Genomic DNA, 16,794 nt, shown 5'->3' on the forward strand with positions numbered 1-16,794 from the left:
CTTGACCACAAATTTTTTAATTTTTTTCTTGCAATTACCCCCTTGCTATGTATTATATTGCCGCTAATTTCCATACTCACGTCTAAGAGATTAGCTGTGCTCTCCAAGACCAATCAAAACATCTTTACTGTTTCTCGTCTCAACGCAGAAGTTCGTTTACTCCTTGAAAACGAAATGGGGATCGTTTGGCTCGTCGGAGAGATATCCAACTTTTCAGCTCCAATCTCTGGTCACTGGTACCTCACTCTTAAAGACTCTCGCGCTCAAGTTAAATGTGCCATGTTTCGTGGTAACAATCGCCGCGTTACTTTCAAGCCCGCTAACGGTAATCAAGTCCTAGTAAAAGCTCGTCTTTCTCTTTATGAGCCTCGCGGTGACTACCAATTGCTCATCGAAAGCATGCAACCGGAAGGTGACGGCCGTCTTCAGCAAGAGTTTGAAGAGCTGAAAATGAAGCTTGCCGCAGAAGGGTTGTTCGCTCAAACCAATAAGCAACCTTTGCCTGAGCATCCAAAACGTGTTGGTGTTATCACCTCGAAAACTGGTGCCGCGCTTTACGATATCTTAGACGTATTGAAACGCCGTGATCCTTCCCTACCCGTTGTGATTTACCCGACAGTGGTACAAGGTGAAGACGCTGCCATTCAAATTGCACAAGCCATTGGTCGCGCTAACAGCCGTGATGAATGTGATGTGCTAATTGTGGGCCGAGGTGGTGGTTCATTAGAAGACTTGTGGTGCTTTAACAACGAGATATTAGCTCGCACGATTGCAGCAAGCCAAATTCCTATTATTAGCGCCGTTGGACATGAAGTCGACGTGACAATAGCTGATTTTGTCGCCGACGTACGCGCGCCTACTCCATCAGCAGCCGCTGAGCTAGTAAGCCGTGATAACAGCCACAAAGATCAAGCTTTAGTTACCCGCCAGCATAAGTTAGCGAGCACGATGCGTTACTACCTAGCACAACAAAAGCAGCAATCTGCGCAATTAGTGCACCGTCTAGAGAGACATCACCCAAGCTATCGCTTGCAACGTCAGACGCAACAGTTAGATGAGTTGGACATGCGCTTACAGCGAGCGATGAGTCGTTTTATTGCCTTGCGTCAACAGCGAATCGAGCGTCAACATTATCGGCTGCAATTGAACTCTCCTGTAACACGCCTTGGTGAGCAGAAGTCCAAATTAGAGCGTGTTGAGCAAAAGCTGATGGATGCTATGGATCGCAAATTACTGACTATGCGCCATCAACTCGCGATTGCTTCAGAGAAGTTAGACACCGTCAGCCCACTAGCGACATTGAAACGAGGTTACTCAATTACTCAAACTGAGCAAGGTAAAGTAATTACGCAATCTTCAGATGTTAAGTCGGGAGATGTATTGATTACTCGATTAGCCGAAGGCGACGTTCGTTCTACCGTTAACTGAATACAAACTCTGGTTAACTGATTTTCTGGAACTCAAATCGGACACGTGATTTTGATTTGAGTTCATTACACACATTGCAAAAGTAACTCGCAGCACCGCATGCTTGCAGCTTCTCCAGCTCCGCCTCACAATCAGTGCAAAAACCTACTTTTTTAAAATCCGATTCACACTGTTCACAATAGTATTGTCCTGTCCATTCCAGTTCGACATTGCAAGTCGGGCAAATGTTCTGCTGCATATCCCGTTCCTCTCTCTAAACTAAGCAATTTCGAGTAACGCATGCTACTCAAAATAACGAACAAGTATGTTGATCTTCATCACTGCCTTAACAAGTTTCACGAGGAGATAACCATACTTGATACGTAGGATCTTATACTGATCGTCTGATATTTACTCCTTGATCAGCGATCACCCCTTAAAAGAATATTTATATAACCACACACCGAAAGCATAAGTTACATATTCTGCATTCCAATTTACTACAGCACAAAAACCTTAAATTAATTTAATTAAACAAAAAATTAGAATTTAATAAAAAGATCTTATTCAGAAAGCCGCGTTTACATTGGTGTGCATTTCGATAGTTTGAGCGTCGAGCTCAACGAGTTTAACTTGGATAAAAGCAAACTCATTTAAATGGCTCGCATGCGTTCCACCACAAGGGATTACCGCTAATTGACCTTCCCCTAAATCGCACTTCCAATAGCGAGAATCAGTTAATCTATCGCCGTGGCATTCCATGGTGATCATCGCATCTCTTTGAAGCCATTCAACCAGTTGGCCATTCACTTTTTCTGCAATCGCCTGGAGGTCATTCAGCATATCTGCACTGTTTAATCCTCTTTTACGGAGTGTTTTGCCTAAACGGTACGTATCGAGGCACTTGTCTGGAGTAACATAACTCGTAACTTGTGCATAGCTATTAAAGTCATAATAACCATGTGGGTCTTTGCGGTCTGCGTCTTTTCGCCAATAGTCTTCCGCTAGCACTTTATTCAACGCCAAATACGCTAAGTGTCCTGCACTATGGCCTCGGCTCAAAGCGTGTTGGTAACCCTTATCTACCGCCAATATCACCAAATCATCAGTAACAAGTGATTCCGTACGCGATATAACATGCACGACGACAAACACCCAACCTTCAGCATCACGCTTTACAGGGATGTCACTACCCACATACAGCACACCACTTTCCTGTTCCACTGCTCCAACTTGGCAATCTACCACGTCATGCTCAGCCCCATTCACCTTCAACGTTCCTTTGTCTGCAGGGTGATCCGGCCATATGTGGCTAACGGGATGGAACGGCGTGACATCTGTAATAACGTAAGTCACTTCTTCCGTAGATTGAACGAGCTGTATTTGTGCTTCTAATTGCCATATTTGATGACAAAAACGAGTCTTTGTTGCTGTGATAGTCATTTTTACGATTACTTTTGATAAAAAAATACCCAAGTAGAAACTTGGGTATTCGAATTTCATTATTTATTGCGGTTTTTCACCATCGACATCATACGCTTACGTTTACGCTCTTGTGATAGCGTAAGCTTATTCGTACGATTCTCGTATGGGTTATCACTGTTGTGGAAGTTAATGCGAATCGGTGTTCCCATAATTTCCAGAGACTTACGGAAGTAGTTCATCAGATAACGTTTATACGAATCTGGCAATTCACGAACCATGTTACCGTGGATAACAACGATCGGTGGGTTGTAACCACCTGCGTGTGCGTATTTGAGTTTGATACGACGACCACGAACCATTGGCGGCTGGTGATCATCCACTGCCATCTTCATGATACGCGTCAGTACTGACGTACCCACACGCGTTGTCGCCGAGTTATATGCTTCTTGGATAGATTCAAACAAGTGACCAACGCCAGTACCGTGCAGCGCAGAGATAAAGTGGATACGCGCGAAATCGACGAATCCTAGACGGCGGTCCAGTTCTTTCTTCACGCTTTCTTTCACGTCACTGTCTAGGCCATCCCACTTGTTAACGGCGATGACAATTGAGCGGCCAGCATTCAGTGCAAAACCAAGCAAGCTTAGGTCTTGGTCTGAAATATTTTCACGTGCATCAATCACCAGTAGAACGACGTTTGCATCTTCTACCGCTTTCAGCGTCTTAACAACAGAGAACTTTTCAACCGTTTCATTGATACGACCACGACGACGAACACCTGCGGTATCAATTAGTACGTATTCGCGTCCATCACGCTCCATCGGGATGTAAATAGAATCACGCGTCGTACCAGGCATATCGTATACAACCACACGTTCTTCACCCAGAATACGGTTAGTCAGTGTCGATTTACCTACGTTAGGACGACCGATGATCGCCAACTTAATCGGCTGCTCTTGAAGGCGCTTGAATTCAGCTTCTGCGTCTTCTTCAGTGTAATCTTTAACAAGAGGCTCTTCGTCTTCGAATCCAGTCAGGTCTTCAATCTCACCTTCTTCAGATTCACTTGTTAATAGATCATCAAAGAATGGAGATAAAGCACGCTCAAGCAAAGCGGTCACACCACGGCCATGAGCGGCCGCAATCTGATACATATCATCCACGCCGAGCTGCCAAAAATCAGCACACGCCGCATCGGCATCAATACCATCTATTTTGTTTACCACCAGCATCGCTGGCTTTTCAATTTTACGCAGATGCGCAGCAATTGCTGCATCTGAAGGAGTCAGACCAGCACGACCGTCAACAAGGAACAATACAACATCAGCCTCATCAATCGCGGCTAATGACTGTTCTGCCATCTTTGTTTCCACGCCTTCTTCTGTGCCATCAATACCGCCGGTATCAATCACAATGAATTCGTGCTCTTCACCAAGTCTCGCCTGGCCATACTTACGGTCTCGCGTTAGGCCTGGAAAGTCCGCAACCAACGCGTCACGAGTGCGAGTCAATCGGTTAAATAGTGTAGATTTACCTACGTTCGGACGCCCTACTAGAGCTACAACAGGTACCATAACAACCTCTACAATAATCTTTCTTCTGTAGTTATAGGTAACGACTTGCTCGATGCCAAATCAAACCAGCTTTTTACCTATAACCACGTCAGGGTTAATAAATTCAAACAACAAAACGGCTCCTAGCTGTCACCAGCCAGGAGCCGAATGTGAATTATATCACGATATTATTCGTTAATGGTTAGTTTCTTTACATCGCCGTTGCGAGTTGTAATCACATAACCATCCGACAATAACGTCGGGCCAACGGCCAAGCCGCTATCATCGATAAACTGCTGCGCAACAAATTCGCCCGTTGAACGATCCATCCAGTGAAGGTAACCAAGCGTGTCACCGACAACGAGATAATTGCCGACAATAACTGGCGCTGTAAGTTGTCGGTGCTCAAGCAAGCTGTTTTCCCACAACTCAGTCCCACTTCGTGAATCAACGGCAACAACATGATCTTTTTCCGTTATCACAAAGATGCGGCTACCATCTGTAGAAATGTCTGTTGCAGATGAGTAATTACGCTTCCAAATCGGGTTCGCTGAACGCAAATCAATGGCGATAAGTTGACCATTGTATCCAATGGTGAAAAGAGTACCGCCTAGCACAATTGGCGATGAATCAACATCAACCAAACGATCAATTTCTGTCGCGCCTTTTGGCGTACCAACAGGCTGTTGCCAAATCAGCTGACCACGCTCAACGATAGCAGCTGCGAGTCGGCCATTTGCCGTTCCCCAAAATACACCGCCGCCAATTGCAGTCGGAGTACTGTCGCCACGTAAAGTTAGGTTCGGCACTTCTGTACTCAATGCCCAGCGTTGCTCACCTGTACTCTCATCGAGGGCAATCAACATGCCTCGGCTCGTATTGATGATAATAAGGCCTGAATCTGCAACTGGCTTCGCCAGTACCTCACCACCAACTTTTACACGCCAAACAATTTCACCTGTTTCTTGGTCAAGAGAGATGACTTCACCATTCTCAGAGCCAATGTAAAGGTTTCCGTATGCTGCTGTGATACCACCAGAGAGACGAGCAATGACATCTTCTTCTAGGTCCGTTTGCCAACGTTGTTTACCGTTTTCAGGATCCAGCGCTTTTACTAAGCCATCGCGACTTGCCACGAACAATGTATCATTCGCAAATACAGGGGATAGCTTTGAAAAGTAATGACCAACACCATCGCCAACCGATGTACTCCACTCACTACTGGTTGTAAACTCACTGTCTACCTGAGGTAGTGGCGCCATTACAATGGTATCTTTCTCACCAGCACAACCGGCAAGAATTCCCACTGTTAACGCCCCTAACAAGGCTTTGTTAAAGACTCTTTTCATCCAATGCGGTCCTTATTTCGCCAGATCATCCAATTTCATTTGTAGTGTCGGGCTTGCGTCTGCCGCTTGCTGAGCTTCAGTATACGCAGCGTATGCGGCATCTTTGTCACCTTGGCGAATCGCAATATCGCCACGAAGTTCAGCAATACGACCTGTCCATGCTGCATCAGTGACGTTACTTAGCTCTGCCGTTGCAGCGTCAAAGTTACCCATTTCCGTTTCAATGCGCGCAATACGGTAACTAATCAATGGTAACAGCGCAGCATCTTGAGTGTTGCTTTGCGCCCACTTCAATTGCTCTAATGCAGCAGAAAGATCTTGAGCTTCAACTTGTGCTTTAGCAAGTTGTAGCGCAGCCAATACTGAATATTCTTTTACTTCATTTGACTCAATGAAAGCTTTCACGTCAGCTTGAGCATCAGTACCTTTATCTTGCAAAGCATTCATTGCTGTCGTGTAGCTTTGAGAAGCTGCTTCACTCGCCTGAATCACAGAATCCTGGTAGTAACGCCAGCCAAATAAACCACCTAAGCCAACAACCGCACCGATGATGACGGCTTTGCCGTTTTCCTTCCACCAGTCTTTAATGGCTTCAACTTGTTGTTCTTCAGTATCGTAAAGTTCCACTTCCTGTCCTCTTAAAACATGTAAATGGCAGCTTAGCTGCCATTGTTCCTATTTCGTTTAAAGGCTCCACATTTGGGAGCCTTAGCTTACGAACTAGGATGTAATTTTGTTAGATTACTAAAAGACTTAAATCAGTGCTGCGATCTTTTCTGCAACTTCGGCTTGGTTGTAAGTCTCTTGCTCACCACCAGCCAAGTCTTTCAGTACTACGGTGTTATCCGCAACTTCGTTTTCGCCCAGAACCAATGCTACTACAGCACCAACTTTGTCTGCGCGTTTAAACTGTTTCTTGAAGTTACCACCACCGAAGTGATTCATCACACGAACGCCAGGGATAGACTCACGAAGCTGCTCTGCTAGCTTCATTCCTGCCATCATGGTGCCTTCGCCTGCTGTTACTACGTAAACATCCACACTGCGACGAACGTCTGTTAGTTCTAGTGTTTCTAGCATCAGAACAAGACGCTCTAGGCCCATTGCAAAGCCAACGGCTGGTGTTGGTTTACCACCTAATTGCTCTACAAGACCATCGTAGCGACCACCGCCACAAACGGTGCCTTGAGCACCTAGGCTTTCAGTGATCCATTCAAATACCGTGCGGTTGTAGTAATCCAGACCACGAACTAGACGTTCGTTAACTGTGTATTCGATACCTGCGGCGTCTAAAAGTTCACATAGACCTGCGAAGTGTGCTTTAGATTCTTCACCTAAGTAATCTGAAAGGCGAGGTGCATCACCTAAAATAGCTTGAACGTCTGGGTTCTTCGTATCCAGAACACGCAGTGGGTTCGTGTGCATGCGACGCTTACAATCTTCGTCTAGCACATCAATATGTTGCTCAAGGAATGCAACGAGTGCTGTGCGGTAGTCTGCGCGATCTTCTTGAGAACCGATAGAGTTAAGCTCAAGACGAACATGTTCATTGATACCCAGTTCACGCCATAAGCGTGCCGTCATCATGATAAGTTCTGCATCAACGTCAGGACCGTTAAGGCCAAACACTTCGACACCACACTGGTGGAATTGACGGTAACGACCTTTCTGCGGACGCTCATGACGGAACATAGGCCCCATGTACCACAGACGCTGTTCATCACGGTTGATAAGGCTGTTTTGAATACATGAACGTACACAACCCGCCGTACCTTCAGGGCGAAGTGTTAGGCTGTCTCCGTTACGATCATCAAAGGTGTACATTTCTTTTGAAACGACGTCTGTCTCTTCACCAACAGCGCGGCTGAATAGGTTTGTTTCTTCAACGATTGGCATGCGCACTTCGTTATAACCGTATGCGCTAATTACATTTTTCACTGTGTTTTCTAGTTTTTGCCACAGTGGCGACTGAGTTGGGAGGCAATCGTTCATGCCTCGAATTGCTTGAATTGTTTTTGCCACAATACTTACCGTAATTCTCGTTGAGATTAATCTTGTACTTTAACTTCGATGCGGTTTTCGCCATTCATCATGGCGGCTTTCGCACGGATCTTAGCTTCTAGCTGATTCACAAGGTCATCGTTATCAAAGCGTTCTTTCTGGCGTTTGCCATCTTCGTAGAATGCGCTCTTCTTGTTACTGCCTGCTAGACCTAAGTGAGAAACTTCTGCTTCACCAGGGCCGTTTACCACACAACCGATGATAGACACATCCATTGGCGTGATGATGTCTTCTAAACGCTGCTCAAGTGCGTTCACCGTACCAATTACATCAAATTCTTGGCGCGAGCAACTTGGACAAGCAATAAAGTTGATGCCTCGAGAGCGAATGCGCAGAGATTTAAGAATGTCGAAACCGACTTTGATTTCTTCAACTGGATCGGCAGCCAAAGAGATACGCAGCGTATCGCCGATCCCTTCAGACAACAGCATACCTAAGCCAACAGATGACTTAACAGCGCCAGCGCGAGCACCGCCCGCTTCTGTAATCCCCAAGTGAAGAGGCTGATCGATTTTCTTCGCTAGCAGACGGTATGAATCCACCGCAAGGAAGACGTCTGAAGCTTTCACGCTAACTTTAAATTGGTCAAAGTTAAGACGATCGAGATGATCTACGTGACGCATCGCCGATTCAACCAAAGCTTCTGGCGTTGGTTCACCGTATTTCATCTGTAAATCTTTTTCCAAAGATCCACCGTTGACACCAATACGGATTGGGATGTTTTTATCGCGAGCACAGTCAACAACAGCGCGAATGCGCTCTTCATTGCCAATGTTACCTGGGTTGATGCGTAAACAGTCAACACCGTACTCCGCCACTTTCAGCGCGATACGATAGTCGAAATGAATATCAGCCACTAATGGTACAGAAACTTGCTGTTTAATCAGTTTGAAAGCTTCTGCAGCGTCCATGGTAGGTACAGAAACTCGAACGATATCTGCACCGACTTTTTCTAGTGCTCGGATTTGAGCGACTGTCGCTTCTACGTCAGTCGTGCGAGTGTTAGTCATTGACTGTACGGCAATTGGCGCACCATCACCAATTGGCACATCACCCACATAAATACGCGTCGATTTACGACGAATAATTGGAGATTCGTGTTGCATAATTTTTTATAACGGTAGAGTGAATCTAGCTACTTTGCCTGAAGTATACCCAGAAAGGTCGACAGGTTCACTTGCAAATGTCATTGTAACCCCTTCCGGTGCGCCTAATATCACTTTAAACGGCGCTTTTCCGGTAAGTTCTACATCTTGTCCTGGTTTATGAGTACCACTTACCAGCGTTTTACCATTGGTGTCTTTCACTTGAATCCAACAGTCCGCTTTAAACTTCATAGTAAGAAGTGTCATGCCTTCAGGTACGACTGGCGCAGGCTGTTCCTCTTCCGCAGTTTCAATCACGGCAACAGGTTCTTCAGAATCTACGCTTGTTGTATTTTCAGTTTCAGCAAGCAGAGGATCGCTACCCTGCTCGACTGGTACTTCACTCGTTTCAACAACATCATTACTTGTTGAAACAACGTCTTCAGGAGTACTTGCGATTAACTCCTCAGCCGTCATTAAATCGATATCCGCTAACTCTTGCGCTGTGGGCTTCGGCGCTTCAACACTTGAATCCGTAACTTCCTTCGTTAGGCTATTCTCTTGCTGGTTTTGCCACCACCAAGCTGCAGAAATACCAATAATGACCAACCCGATAACCCAAGTCAGGAGCATGATACGGCTATTGTGCTTCTCATCTTTTGTTTTGCGAGAGAAGCTCTGCATTTCAATTTCTTGCTCTTGCGGCTGTACATCTGCTGTCTGCTCTAACGCAGTCAAAACCATCTTCTCATCAAGGCCCACGAACTTCGCGTAAGAACGCAAGTAACCACGCGTAAATGTCGCAACTTGTTGAGACTCAAATCGGTTATTTTCAATATCTTCAATAACAGAAACGCGAAGCCTCAGGCGATCAGCAACTTGCTTTTGACTCATCCCAAGAGATTCGCGTTTGTTTTTCAGTAATGTGCCAGCTTCAATAGAAAGTGGCACTTCATTCGTATTTTCGTGTTCTGTCATAATGGTGGTATTTAATCTGTTTTAGTGGCTAACGTGGTTATGTATTTTCGTTATTGTTCTTAAGCCTCTTTAAAAGATAGCTAGCCTAAACGCGTTAACCAAAATAATAATTTTAAGAAACTCTCAGCGATTTGAGTGTGAATACCCGTTTTGCAAAAATCAGCAAAGCGTATGTGAGAAAATGCTGAGAATTATCGGTGTCATCGTTAATGTCACATATCATGATAAGCGAATGTGTAACGAAGACAAAAACTCTTTACACTCAAACTAACAGATAGCTCAAGCTTTTGTCCAAACTTTGACAAAGGAATTCGAAATTATACCCAAATAACCTCGAGTTGGAGAGTTGTCGTCATAAATCTTGGCAGAAATGCCCTTATCGATAAACAAAATAGCCAGAGCAAATGGCTCTGGCTATTTTTGAATTCCGGTCGTTTATACCGCTTTTACTTCAATGGTATCAGCACCGCGCGACGCTTTTAACATTGCAGTACGTTTAGTTCGGTCAATCACATCACCAACTAACTGACCACACGCTGCATCAATGTCATCGCCACGAGTCTTACGAACCGTTACTGTATGCTCATATTGCATCAATGTTTTTTGGAAGCGATCAATACGTGAGTTACTTGGTTTCTTGTAAGGTGAACCTGGATACGGGTTAAACGGAATCAAGTTAATCTTACATGGTGTGTCTTTCATCAGCTCAGCCAGTTCACGAGCATGGTCCATGTCATCATTCACATGATCAAGGAGTACGTACTCAACCGTTACCTTACCGCGGTTTGCATTCGATGAAGCGATGTAACGACGAACTGATGCTAGGAAATCTTGAATATCCCAACGATCGTTAATTGGCATGATTTCACTACGCAACTTATCGTTTGGCGCATGAAGGGAAATTGCCAACGCGACATCGATTTTGCCTGTCATCTGATCAAGACCAGAAACCACACCTGATGTAGATACAGTCACACGACGTTTTGACAAACCAAAGCCAAGATCGTCCAGCATTAGTTCTAATGCCGGGATCAAGTTCTTCATGTTTAGAAGCGGTTCACCCATCCCCATCATCACGACGTTAGTAATTGGGCGGCGACCTGTTTCTTTCTCAAGACCAATTTCACGTGCAGCGCGCCACACCTGACCGATGATCTCTGAAACTTTCAAGTTACGGTTAAAGCCCTGCTGTGCTGTTGAGCAGAACTTACATTCCAACGCACAACCTACTTGAGAAGACACACAAAGCGTTGCACGATCATCTTCTGGAATGTAAACCGTCTCTACATCCTGATCACCAACGTTCATCGCCCACTTGATCGTACCATCAGAAGAGTGCTGAGCTTCTGCGACTGTTGGTGCCTTGATTTCGCACTTGTGTAAAAGCTTTTCGCGCAGCTTCTTGTTAATGTTTGTCATTTTTTCGAAGTCATCTACACCGAAATGGTAGATCCACTTCATAACCTGATCGGCACGAAACGCTTTCTCGCCGAGTTCTTCTGCGAAAAACTGACGCATGCCTTTGCGATCAAAGTCGAGTAGATTGATTTTTTCAGTGGTCATGTTGCCTCTCAATGACTGAAACAAGAATAAGGGCGCGAATTGTACAGCCTTTATGCAGCTACAACAAGGGGTGTAAAACCCTGAGTTTGCTAAGGCATTAAAATCAAAATGATTAAATTTTAAGCGCCTCTTGCGCTATAAGTGGCTATTACACTATCAAAAGTAAAAGCGTAGAAATCGTAAAGGGAAAAGACTAAAAATAACTCACGTTACTGGGCTTTAAAGCCCATTATATAGTCAGACTAGTTCGCGTATAAGAGATCACTTATGCAGTCAACATTGCCACTCAACTTAGGTATATGAAATGAAAAAGCCTCGGAAAGTTCCGAGGCTTTTCTGTATCAGACCATCACTAACAAGTGAAGTATCACCCCTAATTAGCGAGAGAAAACCTCTGACTCAGGGAAGAAAAACTCAATTTCACGCGCTGCAGATTCAGGGCTATCGGAACCATGAACTGAATTGTGACGCATGCTAAGTGCGTAATCAGCACGCAAAGTGCCGCATGCCGCTTCCTCTGGGTTAGTTTTACCCATCAGTTCACGGTAACGTGCAATCGCATTTTCACCTTCCAGTACCTGAACCATAATAGGACCAGATGTCATGAACTCTTTTAATGGAGGGAAAAACTCTTTGCCTTCATGCTCTGCATAAAAACCGCTTGCCTGATCTTCAGTCAGGTGAACCATTTTAGCAGCGACAATACGTAGGCCAGCCTTTTCAATACGGTTATAGATTTCACCAATTAGGTTTCGCTCTACCGCATCCGGCTTAATGATTGAAAATGTTCTTTCTAGAGCCATAAAATTTCCTTTCTGTACTTGTAATAATAGTTGTGTTTTTAAAGTGACTTACTGGGTAAGAGCAGCACAAACAAGGAGTGCCGCAATCAATCTTATTTACCAGCTTGCTCATTGAGGAAACGAGCAAGTGTACGAACGCCCATACCCGTAGCTCCCGCAGCCCATTTATCAGACGCGGCTTTACGGTATGTACCCGCACAGTCGAAGTGCAACCAGCCTTTTTTGTAGTCTTCTACGAAGTAAGACAAGAATGCTGCTGCTGTGCTTGCACCCGGAGAGTAGTCACCAGAACTGATATTCGATAAGTCAGCAAAGTTTGATGGCAGCATTCCACGGTGGAAGTCAGCAAGTGGTAGCGGCCATAAACCTTCTTTTTCTTGGTTTGCCGCAGTGAGCGCTTGATGCGATAACTCGTCATCGAAACTCATTAATGCGTGATAATCATTACCCAACGCATTCTTCGCCGCACCTGTTAGTGTTGCACAATCAATGATTAACTCAGGCTTTTGCTCACTGGCGTAGATAAGACCATCAGCAAGCACTAAACGACCTTCTGCATCGGTGTTCATGATTTCAACGGTTTTACCGTTTTTGTAGGTGATGATGTCGCCAAGCTTGAGTGCGCGACCAGAAACCATGTTCTCTGCACAACAAAGGATCAGTTTTACACGCTTGTTCAAACCACGAAGAATCGCCAGTGCAAGACCACCGGTGATGGTGCCTGAGCCACCCATGTCTGCTTTCATTGCGCTCATGAAGTTAGAAGGCTTCAAGCTGTAACCACCCGAATCAAAGGTGATACCTTTACCGACAAGACACGCGAATATTGGTGCGTTCTCGTCACCTGTCGGGTTGTAGTCTAGCTGGAGCATCGCAGAAGTACGCTCCGAACCACGGCCTACGGCGTAAATACCTTCCCAACCTTCTGCCAACAAGTCTTTGTCTTTGACGATACGAGCTGTCACTGTGCCTTTAGGCGCAACAGATTTGATGAATTCAGCGGCCATTGTCGCTAGCTGACGAGGGGCAACTTCTTCTGCGGTTTTATTGATGATATCGCGGGTAAAATCAGTCGCGGTAATACGCGCTTGAAGCTCTGCTTGATCTTCTTCAGACAATGCAGACCACTCAACTGAGCCATGTTTTTTGGGGTTACGGTAACCTTGGTGGAAAGCCCAAACGCTCTCTAAATCCCAGTTATCACCGGAAAGAAAAATAGAACGAATTCCTTGGCCATCTAGCTGACGAGCTGCACGTTGAATTGCACCAAGATCGTGACCTTCACCTAAATGAATGGTTGCGCCGTTTTCAGCGAATGAAAGCAGTGCTTTTTCACCCCAATGTGGTGCTGCCGACTCTTGACTTAAAAATACAGACATCTGTGTAGACATGGTTTCTCCTTGTCTTATAGCAGCGTTGCCTACGCTGCTTCTTTTTAATAACTCACGGATGTTAGCATTATGTAGGGCAAAAATGTCAATTGGATAAAAAAACGGACCTAAAGGTCCGCTTTTTTTAGTAAGAATTGTTAACTAGGCTGTGTTTTACAGACTTAGTCTGCTTCATCCATCCAGCACATGATAACGGCTTCCAGAATCTTTTCGTTACAATGGTTTGGGTCATCTTCAAACTCATCTAACTCCATGATCCATTGATGAAGATCGGTAAAACGCACCGTTTGCGGATCAACATCTGGAAACTTGTCACAAAGTTCAATCGCGATATCGCGAGAATCTGTCCATTTCATTGCTCATCTTCCTTTTGCTTCTTCCCTATATTGGGAAGATAGTTTTAGTGATCTTCTGAAGCGTGGTTTAGCGTGTACTTAGGAATTTCTACCACTAAGTCTTCATCAGCAATTTTCGCCTGACACCCTAGACGTGATTCAGGCTCTAGACCCCACGCTTTATCCAGCATGTCGTCTTCCAGCTCTTCACTTTCTTCTAGCGAATCAAAACCTTCACGGATGATCACGTGGCAGGTGGTACAAGCACATGATTTTTCACACGCATGTTCAATACCGATACCATTTTTTAGCGCTACGTCCAGAACGGTTTCACCAGTGTTTGCTTCCAACACTGCGCCTTCTGGGCACAAATCGTCGTGTGGTAATACAATAATCTTAGGCATAACTACTTATCTCTTATATATCGTCTACTGATTGACCTGACAGCGCAGCTCGAATCGATTTATCCATACGGCGCGATGCGAAATCTTGGCTCGCTTTATCGGTATCTTTAATGCCTTGCTCAATCGCATCTGCATCATCACCATTACGCAGCTCAATCAAGGCTTCGATGGCTTTTATCAGGTCTTGTTTCTCTTGTTCTGATAGTAGTTCGTCACCATCAGCTTGCATGGCTGCAATCAAGCCTTCTATCACACGGTCGGCCTCAACACGCTGTTCAGCTAGCGCACGAGCTTGCATGTCTTCTTTAGCGTGAGTCATTGAATCACGCAGCATATCCGCCACTTCATTATCGCTTAACCCGTAAGAAGGTTTTACTTGAATCTCTGACTGAACACCGGTGCTCTTTTCCATTGCCGTAACAGAAAGAAGGCCGTCAGCGTCAACTTGGTAAGTCACACGAATATGTGCCGCACCCGCCGCCATCGGTGGAATGCCTTTCAATGAGAAACGAGCCAGTGAACGACAATCATCAACCATTTCACGCTCACCTTGTACCACATGAACACTCATGGCCGTTTGGCCATCTTTGAATGTGGTAAATTCTTGCGCACGCGCAACAGGAATCGTGGTATTGCGAGGGATGATCTTCTCAACCAGACCACCCATGGTTTCAATACCAAGCGACAGTGGGATCACGTCAAGAAGTAACATTTCTGAATCAGGCTTGTTACCCGCTAGAATGTCGGCTTGGATACCCGCGCCGATTGCGACAACTTCATCAGGATTAATGCTTGTTAGCGGTGTGCGGCCAAAAAACTCGCCTACCATTTCACGAACCAGCAATGTGCGTGTTGAACCACCAACCATGACAACTTCGAGTACTTCGTCTGCGTTAACATCAGCATCTTTTAATGCACGACGACAAGACATTAGTGTTTTCTTCACTAATGGGCGAATCAGATCTTCGAACTGCTCACGAGTAACGGTGCCCTTCCAACCAAACACGTCAACGTCAACGCTGTCTTGCTCAGAGAAAGCAATCTTAGTCGCAGTAGCAATGTTCAGTAGCGTACGGTTTTTTTCAGCAGAAAGTGGGGCTTCGAGACCCGCTTGCTCCATTAGGTAATCCGCTAACAGATGGTCAAAGTCATCACCGCCTAACGCAGAGTCACCACCTGTTGCTAATACTTCAAATACGCCTTTCGACAAACGTAGGATAGAGATATCAAATGTACCGCCACCTAGGTCATAAACCGCAATCACCCCTTCTTGGCCTGAGTCTAGGCCATAAGCAATTGCCGCAGCAGTTGGTTCGTTCAGAAGACGGAGCACATGAAGGCCAGCTAATTTTGCAGCATCTTTAGTACCTGCACGCTGAGCATCATCAAAGTAAGCAGGAACAGTGATCACAACACCCGCTAACTCACCGCCTAACGTTTCTTCTGCTCGCTTACCTAGCGCTTTTAGAATGTCCGCAGATACTTCAATCGGGTTTTTGTCACCTTGAGGCGTTTGCAGGATCGGAAGACCATTTTCACTCTCTCTAAAACGATAAGGAAGTGAAGAGTAACGGGACTGAATGTCCTTTAATGAACGGCCAATCAAACGTTTTACAGAGATAATAGTGTTCTCTGGTTCAAGCTCTGCTTTGGCTTTGGCTTCGTGGCCAACCGTTAACGTTTCCTCAGTGTAATTAACGACTGAAGGTAAAATAGTACGGCCCTGCTCGTCCGCAAGTGGAGTTGCATCGCCGCTACGTACAGAAGCAACCAAAGAGTTGGTAGTACCTAAGTCGATACCCGCTGCTAACTTATGCTCATGAGGTGCCGAGCTTTGGCCCGGTTCTGCGATTTGAAGTAGTGCCATGATAGGTCCTTGTCACGCTAACTAGCCGAGGAGTTTGTCTTCGACTAGTTCAATTTCGTTCTTTAGTTTGGCAATGAATTTTAGCTTACGAACTCGGTCTGCGGCTTCAGCCCAAAGACCATCATCAAGCTCTTGCTCGACGCTTGCCAGATGCTGCTTGTACATTTTGCTGACCTTAGAATCGAAGTCAAAAAGCGCCGACTCAGGTTCGGTGCTGTCAGCAATTTCTTCCAGTTCTTCGCGCAGCTCCATTTGCTCCATTAAGAACATTGGATCTTGCATTGTCTGCTGTTCACCTCGGATCTCAACTCCCTGCTCTGCGAGTATGTACTCGGCACGGGAGATAGGATTTTTCAGAACTTGATAGGCATCGTTGATTTGCGCCGCCTTTTGCACCGCCATCAAACGGTCACGTTCAGATCCCGTTGCAAAGTTATCCGGGTGGAAGCGTTTTTGTAGTTCTCGGAACTGAGAAGAAAGAAGGCTACCATCCAGCTTAAACTGACTTGGTAGCCCAAATAATTCAAAGTGATTCATTAAGTTCGGGTCCTAGTAAAGCCTTCCGGACTCGCT

General features: G+C 45.4%; 16 protein-coding genes. 1 reads left to right on the forward strand and 15 read right to left on the reverse strand.

Translation table 11 applies throughout. The features are described 5' to 3' along the window. Positions 1-96 precede the first annotated feature (96 nt). Entirely contained in the window at positions 97-1,428 is a 1,332-nt protein-coding gene (gene xseA, locus FKN08_RS16360) for an exodeoxyribonuclease VII large subunit (protein WP_170892541.1), read from the forward strand. Positions 1,429-1,441: 13 nt separating this feature from the next. Here xseA and FKN08_RS16365 read toward each other — a convergent pair whose 3' ends face one another. The 15 genes from FKN08_RS16365 to hscB all read right to left on the reverse strand — a co-directional run bounded on the left by FKN08_RS16365 (position 1,442) and on the right by hscB (position 16,758). Then, positions 1,442-1,666, reverse strand: a complete 225-nt coding sequence (locus tag FKN08_RS16365) for a zinc ribbon domain-containing protein (protein ID WP_170892542.1) — start codon at positions 1,664-1,666, stop codon at positions 1,442-1,444. Positions 1,667-1,974: 308 nt separating this feature from the next. Further along, the gene (locus FKN08_RS16370; RefSeq protein WP_170892543.1) at positions 1,975-2,850 is read right to left on the reverse strand and encodes an alanyl-tRNA editing protein; all 876 of its coding nucleotides are present in this window, start codon (positions 2,848-2,850) and stop codon (positions 1,975-1,977) included. A gap of 59 nt (positions 2,851-2,909) precedes the next feature. Continuing rightward, complete coding sequence (der, locus tag FKN08_RS16375) at positions 2,910-4,406, reverse strand: ribosome biogenesis GTPase Der (protein WP_170892544.1); 1,497 nt, start codon at positions 4,404-4,406, stop codon at positions 2,910-2,912. Between the two features lie 167 nt (positions 4,407-4,573). Next, the gene (gene bamB / locus FKN08_RS16380) at positions 4,574-5,734 is read right to left on the reverse strand and encodes an outer membrane protein assembly factor BamB (protein WP_170892545.1); all 1,161 of its coding nucleotides are present in this window, start codon (positions 5,732-5,734) and stop codon (positions 4,574-4,576) included. Between the two features lie 12 nt (positions 5,735-5,746). After that, positions 5,747-6,361, reverse strand: coding sequence for a YfgM family protein (locus FKN08_RS16385; RefSeq protein ID WP_005391529.1), 615 nt, complete (start codon positions 6,359-6,361; stop codon positions 5,747-5,749). Positions 6,362-6,487: 126 nt separating this feature from the next. Then, on the reverse strand, positions 6,488-7,756 hold the full coding sequence (gene hisS / locus FKN08_RS16390) for a histidine--tRNA ligase (RefSeq protein ID WP_046874336.1): 1,269 nt from the start codon (positions 7,754-7,756) through the stop codon (positions 6,488-6,490). A 26-nt stretch (positions 7,757-7,782) separates the two neighbouring features. Further along, a complete protein-coding gene (ispG, locus tag FKN08_RS16395; protein ID WP_005391537.1) occupies positions 7,783-8,901 on the reverse strand; it encodes a flavodoxin-dependent (E)-4-hydroxy-3-methylbut-2-enyl-diphosphate synthase in 1,119 nt (372 codons plus the stop codon). Between the two features lie 6 nt (positions 8,902-8,907). After that, complete coding sequence (rodZ, locus tag FKN08_RS16400) at positions 8,908-9,858, reverse strand: cytoskeleton protein RodZ (RefSeq protein WP_074190947.1); 951 nt, start codon at positions 9,856-9,858, stop codon at positions 8,908-8,910. A gap of 435 nt (positions 9,859-10,293) precedes the next feature. Next, the gene (locus tag FKN08_RS16405; protein ID WP_005391540.1) at positions 10,294-11,421 is read right to left on the reverse strand and encodes a bifunctional tRNA (adenosine(37)-C2)-methyltransferase TrmG/ribosomal RNA large subunit methyltransferase RlmN; all 1,128 of its coding nucleotides are present in this window, start codon (positions 11,419-11,421) and stop codon (positions 10,294-10,296) included. A 377-nt stretch (positions 11,422-11,798) separates the two neighbouring features. Beyond that, positions 11,799-12,224, reverse strand: coding sequence for a nucleoside-diphosphate kinase (gene ndk, locus FKN08_RS16410; protein WP_005391542.1), 426 nt, complete (start codon positions 12,222-12,224; stop codon positions 11,799-11,801). Positions 12,225-12,316: 92 nt separating this feature from the next. Further along, positions 12,317-13,615, reverse strand: coding sequence for an aminopeptidase PepB (gene pepB / locus FKN08_RS16415; protein WP_005391544.1), 1,299 nt, complete (start codon positions 13,613-13,615; stop codon positions 12,317-12,319). A 161-nt stretch (positions 13,616-13,776) separates the two neighbouring features. Next, positions 13,777-13,971 carry a Fe-S cluster assembly protein IscX gene (gene iscX, locus FKN08_RS16420; protein WP_005391546.1) on the reverse strand — a complete coding sequence of 65 codons (195 nt, stop codon included), beginning with the start codon at positions 13,969-13,971 and terminating at the stop codon, positions 13,777-13,779. A gap of 44 nt (positions 13,972-14,015) precedes the next feature. Continuing rightward, the gene (gene fdx / locus FKN08_RS16425; RefSeq protein WP_005391548.1) at positions 14,016-14,354 is read right to left on the reverse strand and encodes an ISC system 2Fe-2S type ferredoxin; all 339 of its coding nucleotides are present in this window, start codon (positions 14,352-14,354) and stop codon (positions 14,016-14,018) included. Positions 14,355-14,367: 13 nt separating this feature from the next. After that, on the reverse strand, positions 14,368-16,221 hold the full coding sequence (hscA, locus tag FKN08_RS16430; protein WP_046874339.1) for a Fe-S protein assembly chaperone HscA: 1,854 nt from the start codon (positions 16,219-16,221) through the stop codon (positions 14,368-14,370). A 21-nt stretch (positions 16,222-16,242) separates the two neighbouring features. Beyond that, on the reverse strand, positions 16,243-16,758 hold the full coding sequence (gene hscB / locus FKN08_RS16435; RefSeq protein ID WP_170892546.1) for a co-chaperone HscB: 516 nt from the start codon (positions 16,756-16,758) through the stop codon (positions 16,243-16,245). Positions 16,759-16,794: the final 36 nt, after the last annotated feature.

It is taken from the genome of Vibrio sp. 1-2 (7-a) (assembly GCF_013048515.1).
GTDB lineage: Bacteria > Pseudomonadota > Gammaproteobacteria > Enterobacterales > Vibrionaceae > Vibrio > Vibrio diabolicus.

Coding starts and splice junctions, on each gene's coding strand:
- ndk (WP_005391542.1), bottom strand. CDS start 12,224: ATGGCTCTAGAAAGAACATTTTCAATCATTAAGCCGGATGCGGTAGAG.
- bamB (WP_170892545.1), bottom strand. CDS start 5,734: ATGAAAAGAGTCTTTAACAAAGCCTTGTTAGGGGCGTTAACAGTGGGA.
- rodZ (WP_074190947.1), bottom strand. CDS start 9,858: ATGACAGAACACGAAAATACGAATGAAGTGCCACTTTCTATTGAAGCT.
- der (WP_170892544.1), bottom strand. CDS start 4,406: ATGGTACCTGTTGTAGCTCTAGTAGGGCGTCCGAACGTAGGTAAATCT.
- FKN08_RS16370 (WP_170892543.1), bottom strand. CDS start 2,850: ATGACTATCACAGCAACAAAGACTCGTTTTTGTCATCAAATATGGCAA.
- fdx (WP_005391548.1), bottom strand. CDS start 14,354: ATGCCTAAGATTATTGTATTACCACACGACGATTTGTGCCCAGAAGGC.
- ispG (WP_005391537.1), bottom strand. CDS start 8,901: ATGCAACACGAATCTCCAATTATTCGTCGTAAATCGACGCGTATTTAT.
- pepB (WP_005391544.1), bottom strand. CDS start 13,615: ATGTCTACACAGATGTCTGTATTTTTAAGTCAAGAGTCGGCAGCACCA.
- hscB (WP_170892546.1), bottom strand. CDS start 16,758: ATGAATCACTTTGAATTATTTGGGCTACCAAGTCAGTTTAAGCTGGAT.
- FKN08_RS16365 (WP_170892542.1), bottom strand. CDS start 1,666: ATGCAGCAGAACATTTGCCCGACTTGCAATGTCGAACTGGAATGGACA.
- hscA (WP_046874339.1), bottom strand. CDS start 16,221: ATGGCACTACTTCAAATCGCAGAACCGGGCCAAAGCTCGGCACCTCAT.
- iscX (WP_005391546.1), bottom strand. CDS start 13,971: ATGAAATGGACAGATTCTCGCGATATCGCGATTGAACTTTGTGACAAG.
- FKN08_RS16405 (WP_005391540.1), bottom strand. CDS start 11,421: ATGACCACTGAAAAAATCAATCTACTCGACTTTGATCGCAAAGGCATG.